Below are 17402 nucleotides of genomic sequence, written 5' to 3'. Positions count from 1 at the left end.
CGGGACCGCCGCCATCTGCCGCCAAATGTCGGCCTGGGCAACAACTTCCGAGGCGTGTGCATGATCGGCCAGCAGGGAGGCCCACCGGGCGAACGATGTGCCGGGTGCCGGCAGGGCCACGGGTTGCCCGGCGTGATGCTGGGCCCAGGCGATGTTGAAGTCCTCCAACAGGATTCGCCACGACACCGCGTCGATCGCCAGGTGGTGAACGATCACCACCAGCCGACCGGTGGAGCTGACCCACAACGCGCTGACCATCACCCCAGCCGCCGGGTCCAGCCGCGACCGCGCGGCCGCGATGGTCTCGTCGGACAACACATCGACGGTGTGCAGACACGCCGCGGCATCGACCGATCCCGGTTCGGGCACGTGGAGCGACCAGCCTTTGGGGCCACCGTCCCTGGCGCGCAGCCGCAGCATCGCGTGTTGATCGAGCAGGGCCTGCAGCACGACCAAGACGTCGGCCCGGGTGACCCCGGGAGGCGCCTGGATCACCGCGGCCTGGTTGAACTGGTCGACCGGGCCGTCGACCGTGTGCAGCCAGTGCATGATCGGGGTGGGGATCACCGGGCCCACGCCCTCGTCGATGTCGCCGGTCGGAGCGCCGGTGACCGCCGCGACCTGAGCCAACCGGGCGACGCTCTGCTCGACGAAAATGTCGCGTGGCCGCAACGTCAGGCCCGCCGCCCGCGCCCGGGCCACCACCTGCATCGACAGGATGCTGTCGCCGCCCAGGTAGAAGAAGGAGTCGTCGACCCCGACCCGTTCCACGCCGAGGACTTCGGCGTAGATGGCGGCCAGGATCTCCTCGACCGGGCTGGTCGGGGCGCGGTAGTGATCGGTGTCCAGGTATTCGGGCGCCGGCAGCGCGCGAGTATCCAGCTTGCCGTTGACCGTCAGCGGCAACGCGTCGAGCACCACGATCGCGGCCGGGACCATGTAGCCCGGGAGCCGCTCGCCCAACTCGACGCGGGTTATGGCCGGGTCGGCGGCTCCGGTGATGTAACCCACCAGGCGCCTGTCGCCGGGACGGTCCTCGCGGGCGAGCACCACCGCCTGCTCCACCCCGTCGAGATCGGCCAGGGCGCTTTGGATTTCGCCGAGCTCGACGCGATACCCGCGGATCTTGACCTGCTCGTCGGCGCGGCCGTGGTATCGCAGCTGCCCGTCGGCACCCCAGCACACCAGGTCCCCGGTGCGATACATGCGCGTCCCCGCCCCGCCGAACGGGCACGCCACAAACCGCGACGCCGTCAACCCGCAACGGTGCACATAACCAACACCCACACCACGACCGGCCACATACAACTCCCCGACCACCCCGGCCGGCACCAAATGCAACCACTCGTCCAGCACGAACACCGCCGCGGTCGGCACCGGTCCACCGATCGGCACCGCGCTTGCTCCCGGCGTGAGCGGGGCGCTCATCGACGCGTACACGGTGGCCTCGGTCGGGCCGTAGGCGTTGATCACCACCCGCCCGGACGCCCACCGATCCACCACCTCCGCGGGGCACGTTTCACCACCGAGCAGTAGGGCGACCGACTCCAACCCTTTGGTTGACAGCGCAGTCACCGCCGAAGGGGTCTGGGTCAACACGGTGACGTGCTCGCCGACCAGCATCGCGTGAAAGTCCGGCGGTGAGGCGGCCACCGATTCGGGCACGACGACCAGCCGCCCGCCACCGAGGAGTGCGGCCCAGATCTCCCACACGGAAAAGTCGAAGCCGTACGAATGGCACTGCGTCCACACCCGCGGCACCGGCAGATCTGCCGGCGTGGACTGCGCCAGGTGGATCAGATTGCGGTGAGTGACGGCCACCCCCTTCGGGACACCGGTAGTGCCCGAGGTGTAGATGAGGTACGCGATCTCGTCGGGACCCGGTGCCGGTAACGCGGTGCGGGGCTGCGTGTCGACGCTGGGGTCGTCGACGGCAATGACCGGCAAGTCGAACCCCGCCAGCCGCCGGCGCAGGCCCGAAGTGGTGGCCATCGCGACCGGTGCGGCGTCGGCCAGCATGAACCCGATCCGCTCGTGCGGCAGCCCCGGATCGATCGGCAGGTAGGCCGCCCCCGCCTTGAGCACGGCGAGCATCGCCACAATCGCCTCCGCGCACCGGTTGAACAGCAGCGCAACGGACTGCCCCGGCCCGACCTCCTCGTCAATCAGCAGGTGCGCCAACCGGTTCGACGCCTCGTCAAGCTCTCGGTACGTCACCGACCGGCCCTGGCAGCGGATCGCCACCGCCTGGGGCGTACGCACCGCATGTCCGGCGACAACCTCCGGAACCGACACCGCCGAGACCGCCGGGCGGGCCAACACCGCCGCGTTGCCCGTCGCGCCCAACCGCGCGCGCTCGGAGGCGTCCAGCACATCGATCGACGACAACCGCCGTGTCGGGTCGGTGGTCATGGCCTCGACCACCCGCTGTAACCGCTGGGTCAGCGCCTCGACGCTGGCGGTGTCGAACACGTCGGTGCGAAACTCCACCCACCCGCCGATCCCGGCCGGCTCACCAGTTTCGGTGAAACGCTCCCGCAGCGAAAACGCCAAATCCATGCGGGCGGAACGGGTATCCACCGGCACCTGGGTCACCTGCGCGTCCCCCAGCGCCAGCTCGGTAGCGGGACCATCGGCATTCCCGGGCAGGTTCTGCCACGCCAACATCACCTGAACCAACGGATGATGCGTCAGGGAGCGGGCGGGGTTGAGCCGCTCCACCAACACCTCGAAGGGCACGTCCTGATTGTCAAAGGCGGCCAGGCTACGCGTCCGCACCCGGCCCAGCAGCTCGGCGATGGTGGGGTCACCCGTCAGGTCGATCCGCAACACCAAGGTGTTGACGAAAAACCCCACCACCTCATCAAGCGCGGGATCATTGCGCCCGGCAATCGGAAAACCCACCGCCACATCGGAACTCGCGCTCAGCCGCGACAACAGCACCGCCAGCGCGGACTGAACCACCATGAAACTCGTCGCCTGATGCGCACGAGCCACCTCGCGCACCCACCGCTGCAACTCGGCCGGCCACTCCACAGCCACCGTGGCCCCTCGTTGATCGGCCACCGGCGGATACGGCCGATCCGTCGGCAGCTGCAGACGCTCGGGCAGCCCCGCCAGGGCATCCTGCCAATAGGCCAGCTGCGCGGCGAGGGGACCGGCGATGTTGTCGAGATCGCCGAACTGCCTGCGCTGCCACAACGTGTAATCGGCATACTGCACCGGCAATTCGGCCCAACCCGGGGCTCGGCCCTGCTGCCGCGCCCGATACGCCTCGCCGAGATCCCGGACCATCGGAGCCAGCGACCACCCATCAAAAGCGATGTGGTGCACCACGATTCCGACCACATGCTGCTCGCGTCGCACCGAATAGATCTGGACCCGTATCGGGACTTCGGTGGATAGCTCAAACCGGTGTCCCGCCAACGCCTCCAGCTCGCCGGCTACCTCCCGCTCGGGCAACAACACCACGGCCGCGTCCCCGCGCCGCCACATCGCCGGCCGCGCCGGCAGCACCCGCTGAAACGGCACACCGTCGACGTCGGGGTATAGGGTCCGCAGCGATTCGTGGCGGGCGATGACATCGTCGAAGGCAGCGCCCAGCGCCTCGACGTCGAGCCTGCCGCTGATTTGAAACGCCGTCGCCATGTTGTAAACCGGTGCGGGGCCCTGCAGCTGGTCAAGGAACCACAACCGGCCCTGAGCGAACGACAACGGCACCACCGTCGGCCGCTGCCCGGCCACCAACGGCTCCCTCTCACCCCCATGGCCGCTGGTGAGACAGGTCGCCAGCTGGGCGACCGTGGGCGCATCGAACACGGCGCGCACCGATACATCGGCACCGAGGCCCGACTTGATGGCGGCCACCACGCGCATGGCCGACACCGAATCCCCGCCCAGATCAAAGAAGGAGCTGTCGGCCCCCACCCGATCCAGGCCCAGCACGTGGGCATAGATGCCGGCCAGGATCTCCTCAACGGCGCCGGCCGGGGCGCGATAGCGATCGACAGCGCTGTAGTCCGGCGCCGGCAGAGACCGAGTGTCGAGCTTGCCGTTGACCGTCAACGGCAGCGTTGCCAGCGCCACCATCGCGGCCGGAACCATGTAGCGCGGCAATCGATCAACCAACTGGGCCCGCGCCTCGGCCGGGTCGGCGGTCCCCGTGAAATAACCCACCAGACGCCTATCGCCGGGACGGTCCTCGCGGGCGACCACCACCGCCTGCTCGATTCCGTCCAGCCCGGCCAGTGCGGCCCGAACGTCGCCGAGTTCGATGCGATACCCGTGGATGTTGACCTGCTCATCGGCGCGGCCCACGTAATCCAGTTGCCCGTCGGCGCGCCAGCACACGAGATCGCCGGTGCGATACATGCGCGCGCCGTGCTCCCCGAAGGGGCACGCCACAAACCGCGACCCGGTCAAGCCGGGCCGACGCACATACCCGACCGTGACTCCCTGGCCGGCCACATACAGCTCCCCGACCACGCCCGCCGGCACCGGACGTAAGCAAGCGTCCATTACGAACAGGGCCGCCCCCGGGACCGGCAAGCCGATCGGCGGCGCCCCCGACCCCGGTGCCAGTGGAGCACTCCTACACGCGCACACCGTCGTTTCCGTCGGGCCGTAGCCGTTGACCATCACCCGCCCGTGCGCCCACCGGTCCACCAGCTCGGCCGGACAGGCCTCACCGGCCACCAACAGCGCCATCGAATCCAACCCCTCCGGCGAGAGCATCCCCACCGCGGACGGGGTTTGGCTCAACACGCTGACCCGGGCGGCGGCCAGCGAGGCTTGCATGTCGTCCGTCTCGGGCACCACCACCAGTCGGCCACCGTGCAGCAGCGCGCCGAAGATCTCTTCGACCGAGGCGTCGAAGGCCAAGGAATGACACTGTGCCCAAGCTTGTCCCGGCAGGTGGGTATCCGGTGGGCCCAACAGTTGGGTGACGTTGTGGTGGGTGACCGCCACACCTTTGGGAACGCCGGTTGTGCCCGAGGTGTAGATGATGTACGCGATGTCCTCGGGCGCCGGGCCCGGCGGAGCGGTGCCGGGATGGGCCTCGATGGCGGGGTCGTGGACATCGATGACGGCGAGGTCGCACCCGCCCAACCGCTCGACCCGCCCGGCTGTGGTGAGGACGGCGATCGGCGTCGCGTCGGCGATGATGAACTGCAACCGCGCCGTCGGCACCGCGGGGTCGATCGGCAGGTAAGCCGCTCCGGATTTGAGCACCGCCAAGATCGCGACGATCGCCTCGGCCGAACGCGAAAACAGCAGTGCCACAGACTCTCCCGGGCCCGCGCCTTGTTCGGCCAGCAAGTGCGCCAACCGGTTGGCGGCCTCGTCCAGCTCGCGATAAGTCCACGAATGTTCTCCGCATACCAGCGCCTCCGCACCGGGCGTCTGCGCCGCCTGGGTGGCGAACAACTCCGGAATCGACGCCGTCGTCGTCGCCCGCGTAAGCGCTCTCCGATTGCTCCACTCATCCAGGCGCAGGTGCTCGCCGTCGTCGAGCACATCCACCGACGACAACCGCCGCGCCGGGTCGGCAGCCATGGCCACCAACACCCGCTGCAACCGCCCCGCTAAGTCCGCGGGAGCAAAACTCGAGAATGGCTGCCCGGTACCCGCCGTGCATAGGGACTGTTGATCACCCGCCCCCACGAAGAACAGCCCATAGTGGCCCACCGGGCCAAAAGAGGTAAATGTGGCGGTAGCCGGAACGCCGGCCAGGCTCAGGGTAATGCTGGACGGGACGAAATTGACGACTACCCGATTTGCCGCCTGCGTCGCGGCTAGCAGGTTACTGTCCCCCTCAAGGATGTGCACCGGAAAACGCTGGTGTTGCAACGCTTCTCGTATTCGTATGTCAACTTGCCGGCAAAAATCGCCAATTTCGGATTCCGGCGACGCCCGCAGCACCAGCGGCACGAATCCGGCAATCATCCCGGGAAGCGTCTTCAGCTCCGGAGCGACGCGCCTGCTGACCGGGAAGTTGAGCACCACCTCGGAACCGTCAAAACTGAAGCCGCGCACCAAGAGTGCGCACGCCGCGGTGATCACCGATGATCGGCGGATGCCTAACGCTTTGGCCAACCCTTTGATGCGGCTGACGACCGCCGGGTCGAATTGGACCGGCGGGGAAGGCCAGTGCGAATCATCCTCTCCTGCGGCGCGGGGCAGCCACGAATTCGTTTCGTCTTTCGTCGGTAGGTTCTTGCTCCAATAGGCCCGATCTTCCAGATATTGGGCCGACGCTTCGTATTCCAACTCGGCGCTGAGCAGTTCCTGCAGCGAACCAAAAAAGGCGGGGGAAATCGGTGTGCCGGAAACCATTGCGGAGTAGATGGCTGCAATGCGACGGCCCAGCAAGCCAATGCTCAGGCCGTCTATGACTATGTGGTGGCAGCAGGTGAACCAGTAGTATTCGTCCGGCTGCGTTCGGAATAAGGCGAATTTCCACAGCAGGTCGGCGAACGACATCGGGGTCCGCTGCATCGATGACGCGATCTTTCGGGCTTCCTGCACGGCATCGTCAAAGGCGGTCAGGTCGTAGCGGGCCAGTTCGATGGCCGAGGCGTCGATCGCCCGCTGGGAAAGCCGGCCATTCGCCTCGAAGAATGCGGCCCTGCATGGTTCGGCCTCGTGCAGCGCCATCCTGATCGCCTGTTCGAGCAATTCCGGCTCGACGGGGCCCCCGATCCTCACGAAGAGGCCAAGCTGCCACTCCGTGCCGGAGCGACTCGTTTGCTGGTCAAGCCAAATGTCCAGCTGTCGCCGCGTCAGCGGGAGTGACCGGTCACCCAACCCCATACTCGGACCCCAATCCAGGCGGTTTTTCCACAAAACCCCCCGGCGGCCAGCCCTCCCCCGGGCTCTTCGGCCGTATACCGGTCCAGATGTGTTCGATGTGGTCCAGGGTCACGCCGCTGGCAAAGTCCGGCCACAAGTTGTACTGCTCCTTGTCCTCGACCAAGACAAGGATGCTGGTGACGCCATCGTCGAACGGATGGATGCTCACCGGCTCTCCGGTCCACCTAGTAGACACGACTACAATAATTCGAAACGCTACTGCAGGCGCAAGGGTGAGCGCCACCCTTGGGCAAAAAAGCTCCGGAACGATGAACAGCGGGTGACGTGATGCCGGCCGGCATCGGATGAGCAGATGACCGGGCCGCCGCCGGGACGTCCGAGCCTCAGCCGAAAGCGCCGATCAGCCCGGGTCTTGAAGCAGCGGCGGGGCCGCTACGGCTCAAAAGGCGTACCGGAAGAGGCGGTCGTAGTTGCGAGTCGCCGGCATGGCGTATTGCATGCGGTACAGCAAACGCGGTGCGGCCGACGGGATCCTGTCGAACCCGGCGATGACGGAGCTGCTTTGGAGCAGGCGCAGGCGCGGATCCCAGCGCGTGATTTCGCCGCCGTCGCGGGTGCCCCACTTGGAGATGCCGGACGTAAAGATCCGTGACAGCCGCGGAGCCCAACTGGACAGCAGGTCGGCCAGCAACTCACCGGTATCGAATCGGTCGAGCAACCGGTGGAGCAATTCGGTGATGTCCGCAGGCGTCAGGTACATCAGCAGGCCCTCGGCGACGATCAGAACGGGACCGCCCGCGGGCAGCTCATCGATCCACCCGGGATCGGTCACCGAAGACCCGACCATCCGATAGGTTTCGGACTCGGAATACAGCTGGCGGCGCAACGCGATGACTTGAGGCAGGTCGACGTCGTACCACCGCACGCCGTCCGGCAACGCGAGGCGCACTGCGCGACTGTGCAACCCGCATCCCAGATGCAGCACGACGGCGTCGGGATGGCCGTTCAGAAAATCGGTGATCAAGGCATCGAACCGCGCCCCGCGCAACGCCACCCCGAACTGATTGATCGCCGGCCGCACAGCGCGATGGATGCGGTCAAAGTCGTAATCGATGCGCGCGACATCCTCTGCGGCGAGATGATCGCCCAGGATGGGTTGGGCCAATCGGCTCTCGCACGCCCGGAGGTAAAGCATGCATAGCATCGTCCACTCCACCGAGCCCCAGCGGACACCGGTGAAGTCCACCTTGCCGTCACCACCGATCGGCTCGGCCCGCCCATGTGGTGGTCCAGAATCCGTCACGACGTCCTCCTCACCGCATGGCGATGGCGCAGGAAGCGGCCTGACATAGCGTAAGGGATCTGGTCGCCTCGCTGCTCCGAGAAGCGGTGCTTGCCTGCGCCGGGGGCGATAGCGTGGCTGCCATGCCGCGGTCGGTCGACTTCTGTCTCGAGGCTTCGAGCACCGTCGAACAAATCCTTTGGGCGCACTCCGAGGAGGATTACTGGCACGCGCGGCTGGCGGCCTTCGGCGGCTTCGGCAGGCTGGACTCGTTGACGGTTGGCACCGACGGCTCCGTGGCCGTGGTCATCGTCCAGGAGCTGCGCCCCGAAGGTCTGCCGCGCCTGGTCGCCAAGTTCTTCCCGCGGCGTTGGCGAGTCGTGCAAGAGGAAACGTGGAGCCCGATCGGCGGCGGGTTGGTTCGCGGTGAGGTCAGCGTCGTGACGCACGGAGCGCCGGGATCCGGGTTCGGCACGGCGTTGCTGGCACCGGCGCCCAACGGCTCGCGCATGACGTGCACCGCGACGCTGGAATTCAACGTTCCGTTGGTCGGCGGCAAGATCGAGGCTCTGATGGGCCGCCTACTGGTCCAACAAATGTCCGCAATACAGCGCTTCACCACGGACTGGATCACCGAGCACGGATGACGGCGCGGCGCAAGGGATGTGGCGCACGTCGGCCGTGTAGCACCGCGAGCGCGCCCGAAGGGATTCGAACCCCCAACCTTCTGATCCGTAGTCAGATGCTCTATCCGTTGAGCTACGGGCGCCTGTTTTCAGTTGTCTCGCCAAAACCACTCAGCGGAGGCGAGAGGATTTGAACCTCCGGTCCCCTTGAAGGGGGACAACTCATTAGCAGTGAGCCCCATTCGGCCGCTCTGGCACGCCTCCATTGGACTCTTGAGGGTACCCGAACGCTTCCCGGCGTCCCGGAACCGCCGGAGGCATAGCGTACACAGCGCCGACATATGCTGTCGAAGTGACTGCCCGCCTACGGCCTGAGCTGGCGGGGCTGCCAGTTTATGTTCCCGGCAAGACGGTGCCCGGCGCCATCAAACTGGCCAGCAACGAAACCGTCTTCGGCCCCCTGCCCAGCGTGCGCGCCGCCATCGAGCGGGCCACCGACATCGTCAACCGCTACCCGGACAACGGCTGCGTGCAGCTCAAGGCGGCGCTGGCCGCGCACCTGGGTTCGGATTTCGCACCCGAACACGTCGCCGTCGGCTGCGGCTCGGTCAGCCTGTGCCAGCAACTCGTCCAGATCACCGCCTCGGCGGGCGACGAGGTCGTCTACGGCTGGCGCAGCTTCGAGCTGTACCCACCGCTGGTCCAGGTCTCCGGCGCGACCGCCATCCAGGTGCCGTTGAGCGACCACACCTTCGACCTCTACGCCATGCTCGCCGCGGTCACCGAACGCACCCGGTTGATCTTCGTGTGCAACCCGAACAACCCGACGTCCACCGTCGTCGACCCGGGCGCGCTGACCCGCTTCATCCTGGCGGTCCCGTCGCACATCCTGATCGCCATCGACGAGGCGTACGTCGAGTACATCCGCGACGGCATGGCGCCGAACAGCCTGGATTTGGTCCGGGCCCACGGCAATGTCGTTGTGCTGCGGACCTTTTCGAAGGCGTACGGGCTGGCCGGGTTGCGGATCGGCTACGCGGTCGGGCATCCCGACCTGATCACCGCGCTCGACAAGGTCTACGTGCCGTTCACCGTGTCCAGCCTCGCGCAGGCCGCCGCCGTCGCTGCGCTGGACGCCGCCGACGAGCTGTTGGCCCGCACCGATGCGCTGGTCGCCGAGCGCGCGCGGGTCGCCGCGGCGTTGCGTGACGCCGGCTTCGCGCTGCCACCGACGCAGGCCAACTTCGTCTGGCTGCCGCTGGGCCCCCGCACCCTGGACTTCGTCAAGCAGGCCGCCGACGCGCGCATCGTGGTCCGGCCGTACGGTACGGACGGCGTCCGGGTCACCATCGGGGCCCCGGACGAGAACGATGCCCTGCTGCGGTTTGCCCGCGAATGGATCGCCCAACCCGAACCGGAGGAGTGAGCAATGACCTTGGCCCGCAAGATGTTCGACGAGTTCAAGGAACGCGACCGGATCGCCGATGCCGAGCTCGACGATTTCTGGGCGACCCTTGCGCCCACGACCATCGAAGGCATGATCGGCGAGTGGAAGGGCGGCGAGTTCCTCACCGGTCACCGGGCCAACGGCGCGCTCGCGAATATCAATTGGTTCGGCAAGACCTTCAAATCCGCCACCGATGCGCAGCCGCTGGTCTGCCTGGACGCCGACGGCAACAAGTACTCGAACATGGAGCGGATGAACGGCGAGGCCAGCCTGTGGATGGAGGAATTCCGCGGCGAGGTCACCGCGACGATGGTCTACGACGGCCGGCCGGTGCACGACCACTTCAAGAAGATCGACGACGACGCCGTGATGGGCATCATGAACGGCAAGGACGTGCTGGATAACGGCCGCTACTACTACTTCTACCTAGAGCGGGTGTAGCCACCTCGCCGAGAGTGAAGCCGTTGCGAAAACGGGTGCCGGATTTCGCACTGGGTTCACGTTCGGCGAAAGGCGCGGGCTAGCGGGCCGGTCGGCCGCGACAGGTCGTCGGCGGCGATGGTGTGCAGGACTCGCTGCAGGACCCCGAGCGTGTCCTCGGCGCTGTGCAGCTCGTCGGTGGGCACCGAATGCGGGCCGGGTCGCAAATCGCTGGGCATGTTCGCCAGGCTACGGTCTCGATATGGGCGAAACATACGAATCCGTCACCGTCGAGACCAAGGACCGGGTGGCGCAGGTGACGCTGATCGGGCCGGGTAAGGGCAACGCGATGGGGCCCGCGTTCTGGTCGGAGATGCCGGAGGTGTTCGCGGTGCTGGACGCCGACCGCGACGTGCGCGCGATCGTCATCACCGGCTCCGGCAAGAACTTCAGCTACGGCCTGGACGTGCCGGCGATGGGCGGATCGTTCACCCCGCTGCTGGCCGACGGCGCGCTGGCCCGCCCGCGTGCGGACTTCCACGCCGAGATCAGGCGCATGCAGAACGCGATCACCGCGATCGCCGACTGCCGCACCCCCACCATCGCGTCGGTGCACGGCTGGTGCATCGGCGGCGGCGTCGACCTGATTTCCGCGGTGGACATCCGCTACGCCAGCGCCGACGCCAAGTTCTCCGTGCGGGAGGTCAAACTGGCCATCGTCGCCGACGTCGGCAGCCTCGCCCGGCTGCCGCTGATCCTGAACGACGGGCATCTGCGCGAACTCGCGCTGACCGGCAAGGACATCGACGCGGCCCGCGCCGAGAAGATCGGCCTGGTCAACGACGTGTACTCCGACGCCGAGGCCACCCTGGCCGCCGCGCACGCCACCGCCGCCGAGATCGCCGCCAACCCGCCGCTGACGGTGCACGGCATCAAGGACGTCCTGGACCAGCAGCGCGTCGCGGCGGTCTCGGAGAGCCTGCGCTACGTCGCCGCGTGGAACGCGGCCTTCCTGCCGTCGAAGGACCTGACCGAGGGCATCTCGGCGACGTTCGCCAAGCGTCCGCCGCAGTTCACCGGGGAGTAGCCGCGGTGACGCCCGACGGCAGAATCCGCGTGCCGGCCGACCTGGGCGCCGTGACGACGATCGGCGACGAGGACCACTCCGACGTCGGCGCCGCCGCCGTGGAACGGATCTGGCAGGCCGCCCGGCACTGGTACTCGGCCGGCTTGCACCCCGCGATCCAGTTGTGCATCCGGCATCGCGGCCGCGTCGTGCTCAACCGGGCGATCGGGCACGGCTGGGGCAACGCCCCCAGCGACCCGCCCGACGCCGAGAAGATCGCCGTCACCACGGACACGCCGTTCTGCGTGTACTCGGCGGCCAAGGGCATCACCGCGACCGTGGTGCACATGCTCGTCGAGCAGGGGCACTTCTCGCTCGACGACCGGGTGTGCGAGTACATCCCCAGCTACACCAGCCACGGCAAGCACCGCACCACGATCCGCCACGTGCTGACCCACAGCGCGGGCGTCCCGTTCCCCACCGGCCCCAAGCCGGACCTCAAGCGCGCCGACGACCACGAGTACGCGCAGGAGCAGCTCGGCAAGCTGCGGCCGCTGTACCGGCCGGGGCTGGTGCACATCTATCACGCGCTGACCTGGGGCCCGCTGATGCGCGAGATCGTCTACGCCGCCACCGGAAAGGACATCCGCGACGTCCTGGCCTCCGAAATCCTCGACCCGCTCGGCTTCCGGTGGACCAACTTCGGCGTCGCCGAGCAGGACATCCCGCTGGTCGCGCCCAGCCACGCCACCGGCAAGCCACTGCCGCCGGTGGTCGCGGCGATCTTTCGCAGGGCGATCGGCGGCACCGTGCACGAGATCATCCCCTACACCAACACCCCGGCGTTCCTGTCCACCGTGGTCCCGTCGTCCAACACCGTGTCGACCGCGAACGAGCTGTCGCGGTTCGCCGAGATCTGGCGTCGCGGCGGTGAGCTCGACGGCGTGCGGATCATCAGCCCGGAACGGATGTACGCCGCGGTGCAGGAGTGCCGGCGGCTGCGGCCCGATTTCGCGGTCGGGCTGCACCCGGCGCGGTGGGGAACCGGATTCATGCTGGGCACCAACAGGTTTGGGCCCTTCGGCCGCAACGCGCCGGCCGCGTTCGGAAACCTCGGCCTGGCCAACATCGCGATCTGGGCCGACCCACAGCGCGCCCTGGCCGCCGGCGTGATCAGCAGCGGCAAGCCGGGCCGGGATCCCGAAGTCGGCCGCTACACCGCGCTGATGAACACCATCGCCGCCGAAATCCCGACCGGTTAGCCGCGCCCTGACGAGCGGCGACGGGGCGGTGGCGGAGGGATTTGAACCCCCGGACGGTTTTAGCCGTCTCTCGCTTTCAAGGCGAGTGCATTAGGCCGCTCTGCCACGCCACCGCTGATAAGGGTAACGGGGCCCTAGTAGCGTGGCCGCATGCGCGCAATCGTCGCCGAAGCCGCCGACAAACTCCTCTGGCAGGAGGTGCCCGACGCCTCCCCCGGCCCCGGAGAGGTGTTGGTCAAGGTCGCCGCGGCCGGCGTCAACCGCGCCGACGTGCTGCAGGCCGCCGGTAAGTATCCGCCGCCGCCGGGCGCCAGCGAGATCATCGGCATGGAGGTCTCCGGCGTCGTCTCCGAGATCGGGGACGACGGCGGATCCGACGCGAAATGGTCTGTCGGACAACAGGTTTGCGCGCTGCTGGCCGGCGGCGGGTACGCCGAATACGTCGCCGTCCCGGCCGGCCAGCTGCTGCCGATACCTTCCGGCGTCGACCTCGTCGACGCCGCCGGGCTGCCCGAGGTGGCGTGCACGGTGTGGTCCAATCTGGTGCTGACCGCGCACCTGCGCGAGGGCCAACTGCTGCTGATGCACGGCGGGGCCAGCGGCATCGGCACGCACGCGATCCAAGTCGCGCGGGCGCTGGGCGCCCGCGTCGCGGTGACGGCCGGTTCGGCCGCGAAGCTGGACATCTGCCGGGACCTGGGCGCCGAGATCACCATCAACTACCGCGACGAGGACTTCGTGGCGCGGCTGCGCGAGGAGACCGACGGCGCCGACGTGATCTTCGACATCATGGGCGCCTCCTACCTGGACCGCAATCTCGACGCCCTGGCCACGGACGGCCAGCTGGTGATCATCGGCATGCAGGGCGGGGTGAAGGGCGAGCTCAACCTCGGCAAGCTGCTGGCCAAGCGGGCGCGGGTCATCGGCACCACGCTGCGCGGCCGGCCGGTGAGCGGGCCGAACAGCAAGAGCGAGATCGTGGCGGCGGTGACGGCCTCGGTGTGGCCGATGATCGCCGACGGGCGGGTGCGCCCGATCATCGGCGCGCGCATGCCCATCCAGGAGGCGGGCGAGGCGCACCAGCGGCTGGTGTCGGGCGACGTGCACGGCAAGATAGTGCTGACGGTCTGACGGGTTAAGGCCGGGCTCAGCCCAGCGACGCCAGGGCCCGCACCAACTGGTCGACCTCGGCCATCGTCGAATAATGCGCGAGCCCGACGGTCACCGCGCCGCCGACCTCGTTGGCGCCCAACGCCTCCAGCACGCGCGAATTCTCGTTGCACACGGCGAGAACTCCGTTGTCCGCCAGGCGCTGCACCACCCGCTCCGCGGGCACGCCGTTCAGCGCGAAGCTGACCACCGGTATCCGCGCCTCCGGGCGGCCGATCAGCATCATCAGCGGCAGCGACCGCAGCGAGACCATCAGGTAGTCGAAGACGCGGTTCAGGTAGGCGGTCGCGGACTGCATCGACAGCGACAGGCGTTCGCGCCGGGTGCCGCGTGCGGACTCGTCGAGCGCCGCGAGGTACTCGATGCTGGCGACCACACCACCCAGCAGGCCGAACTGGTGGGCGCCGACCTCGAGCCGCGCGGGGCCCGTCGCGTGCGGGTCCGTCGACACCGAGCCGAAGGCGTTGATCAGCGCCGGGTCGCGGAACACGATCGCCCCGACCGGAGGGCCGCCCCACCCGACGGCGTTCACCGCCACCACGTCGGCCTCGGTTTCCCTGATGTCGAGCAGCCGGTAGGGCGCGGCGGCGGAATGGTCCACCACCACCACCCCGCCGACGTCGTGCACCAGCTTGGTCATCGCCCGCAGATCGGTGACCGTGCCCAGCGTCCCCGACGCGGAGGTGACGGCGACCAGTCGGGTCGACTTGCCGATCAGGCTCTCCCACTGCCACGTCGGCAGCTCCCCGGTCTCGATGTCGACCTCGGCCCACTTCACCTTGGCGCCGTAGCGGTGCGCCGCCCGCAGCCACGGCGCGATGTTCGCCTCGTCGTCGAGGCGGCTGACGATCACCTCGTACCCCAGGCCGGCCCGCGACGACGACGCCTCGGCCAGCGACGACAACAGGACCGCGCGATCGGCGCCCAGCACCACGCCCGCCGGGTCGGCGTTGAGCAGGTCGGCCACCGCGGCGCGCGCCGCGTCCAGCACCGCCGCGCTGCGCCGCGCCGACGGGTGCGCGCCCACGGTGCTGGCGGCGGACCGGCGAAAGGCTGTCGAAACCGTCGTCGCGACGGAATCGGGAATCAGCATTCCCGCCGGCGCGTCGAAGTGCACCCATCCGTCACCCAGCGACGGATGTAGTCCGCGCACCCGGGCGACGTCGTAAGCCATGCCAGCCACCTTAGAGCTTCCGCATTTCCGCGAAATTGTGACGGTAGCGGGTGCCCCGTAGGCGTTCCAGCCGAACAGAGGCTTGGCGAGCCAGGTCACCCGGGCAGCCATACTAGTCGAGTGGGGCTCTGGATCGGAACGCTGCTCGCGCTGTTCCTGCTGATCACGCCCGGGACGATCGTCGCACGCATCACTCAGCTAACTTGGCCGGTGGCCATCGCCGTTGGCCCGGCGCTGACATACGGCGTGGTGGCGCTGGCGATAATTCCCTTCGGCGCGCTCGGAATCCCTTGGAACGGTTGGACTGCGCTCGCCGCGCTGGTTGCCGTGTGCCTGGTGATGACGGGTTTGCAGCTGGTGCTCGCCCGCTACCGCGACACCGCGTCGGAGGCGCGCGGCATCGGAGGGTGGCCGGCGTTGACGGTGGCGGCCGGCGTGCTGCTGGGGGCGCTGCTGATCATGTGGGCGGCGCATCGCGGCCTGGCCGCGCATTGGCAGACCATCCCCAGCACCTGGGACGCGGTCTGGCACGCCAACGAGGTGCGCTACATGCTCGACACCGGTCAGGCGTCGTCCACCCACATGGGCGAGTTGCGCAACGTCGAGACGCACCAGGCGCTGTATTACCCGTCGGTGTTCCACGCCCTGACCGCGGTGTTCTGCCAGCTGACCGGGGCGGCCCCGACCACCGGCTACACGCTGAGCTCGGTGGCGGCCTCAGTCTGGCTGTTCCCGACCAGCGCGGCCATGCTCACCTGGCATCTGCTGCGGCCGCGCACCACGCAGTGGCGCACGGCGGGCGCCTCGGCCACCGCGGCCGCGCTGTCGGCGTCGTTCACCTCGGTGCCCTACGTCGAGTTCGGCGTCGCCGCCATGCCCAACCTGGCGGCCTATGGCGTCGCGATCCCGACGTTCGTCCTGATCACCTCGACGCTGCGGCATCGCGACCGCATCCCGACGGCGGTGCTGGCCCTGGTGGGCGTGCTGTCGGTGCATCTGACCGGCGGGTTCATCGTCATCCTGTTCCTGCTGGCCTGGTGGGCGCTGGACGCGTGGTGGCATCCGGCGCGGGGCCGGCTCGCCGACGTGCTGACCCTGACCGCGGTGGCCGTCCCGACCGCGGCGGTCCTGGCGCCGCAGTTCATCGGGGTGCTCCGGCAGGCGGACATCATCGCCGGGCACGCCTTCCCCAGCTTCAAGAGCGCGAAGCAGGGGGTCGTCGACGCGCTGCTGCTGCACACCCGTCACCTCAACGACTTCCCCACCCAATACGGCCTGGTCGTGCTCAGCTATCTCGGCCTGGCGATCCTGCTGTACAAGCGAATCTGGTGGCCGCCGGTCGTCTGGCTGGTGCTGACCGTGGCGACCATCTACTCCGGGGCGCCGTTTCACAACGCGGCCGGCGCGGCCATCGAGGCGTTCAGCCAGTTCTTCTACAACGACCCGCGCCGGCTCACGGCGGTGGTGACGATGCTGGTGACGCCGATGGCGGCGATCACCCTGTTCGCGGCGGTCATGCTGGCGGTCGCCGGCGCGCGGCGAGTGACCGAGCGGTTCAGGCGGCTGCCCGCGGCCTTCTGGGTGTCGACGACGGCGGTGCTGCTGGCGGTGGCCACCGTGCTGATCGCGCGGCACTACTTCTACCGGCACCTGGTCCTGTTCGGCGACAAGTACGACTCGGTGATGATCGACCAGCGCGACCTCATGGCGATGGCCTATCTGGCCAAGCAGCCCGATGCGCGCGACACGGTGATCGGCGACTCCAACGTCGACGGCACAGCGTGGATGTATGCCGTCGCCGACCTGCATCCACTGTGGACCCACTACGACTTCCCGCAGCAGACCGGCCCGGGCTATTACCGCTACATCTTCTGGACTTCGGCGGCCAAGGGCGAGTCCGATCCCAAGGTGGTCGAGGCGATCAAGGCGCTCAATATCAGGTACATACTGACTAGCACGCCCAACGTGAGAGGGTTCGCCACACCGGACGGACTAGTGTCACTGGAGAAATCGAAGTCGTGGGCGCTGATCTACGACAACGGTGGGGCCAAAATCTACGAATGGCGCGGAAGCACCGCAGCGACGCCCCACCCTTAGACGTGACAAGAGGATGGTGACGGATTGACTAACGGCAACGACGGC

At 68.2% G+C, this 17402-nt stretch carries 11 protein-coding genes, 3 tRNA genes and 1 pseudogene; 7 read left to right on the top strand and 8 right to left on the bottom strand.

Translation table 11 applies throughout. The features are described 5' to 3' along the window. The 3 genes from AC5Y6X_RS17010 to AC5Y6X_RS17000 all read right to left on the bottom strand — a co-directional run. A partial coding sequence (locus AC5Y6X_RS17010) for an amino acid adenylation domain-containing protein (protein ID WP_499987694.1) occupies nucleotides 1–6813 on the bottom strand: 6813 nt, incomplete at its 3' end. Next, nucleotides 6800–7021, bottom strand: coding sequence for an MbtH family protein (locus tag AC5Y6X_RS17005; protein ID WP_324681920.1), 222 nt, complete (start codon nucleotides 7019–7021; stop codon nucleotides 6800–6802). The genes AC5Y6X_RS17010 and AC5Y6X_RS17005, both read right to left, overlap by 14 nt. Before the next feature lie 231 nt (nucleotides 7022–7252). Next, nucleotides 7253–8017, bottom strand: a complete 765-nt coding sequence (locus AC5Y6X_RS17000; protein ID WP_499987745.1) for a class I SAM-dependent methyltransferase — start codon at nucleotides 8015–8017, stop codon at nucleotides 7253–7255. 221 nt (nucleotides 8018–8238) lie between these two features. On the opposite strand from AC5Y6X_RS17000, the gene AC5Y6X_RS16995 reads away from it, so the two are divergent. Continuing rightward, entirely contained in the window at nucleotides 8239–8742 is a 504-nt protein-coding gene (locus AC5Y6X_RS16995; protein ID WP_499987693.1) for a DUF2505 domain-containing protein, read from the top strand. 49 nt (nucleotides 8743–8791) lie between these two features. On the opposite strand, the gene AC5Y6X_RS16990 is transcribed toward AC5Y6X_RS16995, so the two are convergent. Both AC5Y6X_RS16990 and AC5Y6X_RS16985 read right to left on the bottom strand, forming a co-directional pair. Then, nucleotides 8792–8864: transfer RNA gene (locus AC5Y6X_RS16990), tRNA-Arg, on the bottom strand. A gap of 32 nt (nucleotides 8865–8896) precedes the next feature. Next, nucleotides 8897–8985, bottom strand: a tRNA-Ser gene (locus AC5Y6X_RS16985). A gap of 88 nt (nucleotides 8986–9073) precedes the next feature. On the opposite strand from AC5Y6X_RS16985, the gene AC5Y6X_RS16980 reads away from it, so the two are divergent. Both AC5Y6X_RS16980 and AC5Y6X_RS16975 read left to right on the top strand, forming a co-directional pair. Next, nucleotides 9074–10147, top strand: a complete 1074-nt coding sequence (locus AC5Y6X_RS16980; RefSeq protein ID WP_499987691.1) for an aromatic amino acid aminotransferase — start codon at nucleotides 9074–9076, stop codon at nucleotides 10145–10147. A 3-nt stretch (nucleotides 10148–10150) separates the two neighbouring features. Further along, entirely contained in the window at nucleotides 10151–10609 is a 459-nt protein-coding gene (locus tag AC5Y6X_RS16975; RefSeq protein ID WP_499987690.1) for a DUF4334 domain-containing protein, read from the top strand. Nucleotides 10610–10698: 89 nt separating this feature from the next. Here AC5Y6X_RS16975 and AC5Y6X_RS16970 read toward each other — a convergent pair. Next, nucleotides 10699–10827, bottom strand: a pseudogene (locus AC5Y6X_RS16970) (TIGR03086 family metal-binding protein); the annotation flags it as partial. Between the two features lie 23 nt (nucleotides 10828–10850). Here AC5Y6X_RS16970 and AC5Y6X_RS16965 point away from each other — a divergent pair. Together AC5Y6X_RS16965 and lipE are read left to right on the top strand one after the other, a co-directional pair. Further along, nucleotides 10851–11675 (top strand): crotonase/enoyl-CoA hydratase family protein, encoded by an 825-nt coding sequence (locus tag AC5Y6X_RS16965; RefSeq protein WP_499987689.1) that lies wholly within the window; start codon nucleotides 10851–10853, stop codon nucleotides 11673–11675. 5 nt (nucleotides 11676–11680) lie between these two features. After that, a complete protein-coding gene (gene lipE / locus AC5Y6X_RS16960) occupies nucleotides 11681–12916 on the top strand; it encodes a lipase LipE (RefSeq protein ID WP_499987686.1) in 1236 nt (411 codons plus the stop codon). Nucleotides 12917–12942: 26 nt separating this feature from the next. On the opposite strand, the gene AC5Y6X_RS16955 is transcribed toward lipE, so the two are convergent. Next, nucleotides 12943–13029, bottom strand: a tRNA-Ser gene (locus AC5Y6X_RS16955). A gap of 37 nt (nucleotides 13030–13066) precedes the next feature. Between AC5Y6X_RS16955 and AC5Y6X_RS16950 the strand changes: the two genes are divergently transcribed. After that, nucleotides 13067–14047, top strand: a complete 981-nt coding sequence (locus tag AC5Y6X_RS16950) for an NAD(P)H-quinone oxidoreductase (protein ID WP_499987684.1) — start codon at nucleotides 13067–13069, stop codon at nucleotides 14045–14047. A 16-nt stretch (nucleotides 14048–14063) separates the two neighbouring features. Here AC5Y6X_RS16950 and AC5Y6X_RS16945 read toward each other — a convergent pair whose 3' ends face one another. After that, complete coding sequence (locus AC5Y6X_RS16945) at nucleotides 14064–15260, bottom strand: cysteine desulfurase-like protein (RefSeq protein WP_324681929.1); 1197 nt, start codon at nucleotides 15258–15260, stop codon at nucleotides 14064–14066. 120 nt (nucleotides 15261–15380) lie between these two features. On the opposite strand from AC5Y6X_RS16945, the gene AC5Y6X_RS16940 reads away from it, so the two are divergent. After that, entirely contained in the window at nucleotides 15381–17357 is a 1977-nt protein-coding gene (locus AC5Y6X_RS16940; protein ID WP_499987682.1) for a DUF6541 family protein, read from the top strand. Nucleotides 17358–17402 lie beyond the last annotated feature (45 nt).

The organism is Mycobacterium sp. NGS26, assembly GCF_059813025.1.
The sequence above is the reverse complement of the archived record's forward strand: the minus strand, read 5'-3'. Positions and strand labels throughout refer to the sequence as shown.

Excerpts from the sequence above, each read along its gene's own strand:
- AC5Y6X_RS16975 (WP_499987690.1), top strand. The coding sequence starts at position 10,151 with ATGACCTTGGCCCGCAAGATGTTCGACGAGTTCAAGGAACGCGACCGG.
- AC5Y6X_RS17000 (WP_499987745.1), bottom strand. The coding sequence starts at position 8,017 with ATGCTATGCATGCTTTACCTCCGGGCGTGCGAGAGCCGATTGGCCCAA.
- AC5Y6X_RS16945 (WP_324681929.1), bottom strand. The coding sequence starts at position 15,260 with ATGGCTTACGACGTCGCCCGGGTGCGCGGACTACATCCGTCGCTGGGT.
- AC5Y6X_RS16995 (WP_499987693.1), top strand. The coding sequence starts at position 8,239 with ATGCCGCGGTCGGTCGACTTCTGTCTCGAGGCTTCGAGCACCGTCGAA.
- AC5Y6X_RS16950 (WP_499987684.1), top strand. The coding sequence starts at position 13,067 with ATGCGCGCAATCGTCGCCGAAGCCGCCGACAAACTCCTCTGGCAGGAG.
- AC5Y6X_RS16965 (WP_499987689.1), top strand. The coding sequence starts at position 10,851 with ATGGGCGAAACATACGAATCCGTCACCGTCGAGACCAAGGACCGGGTG.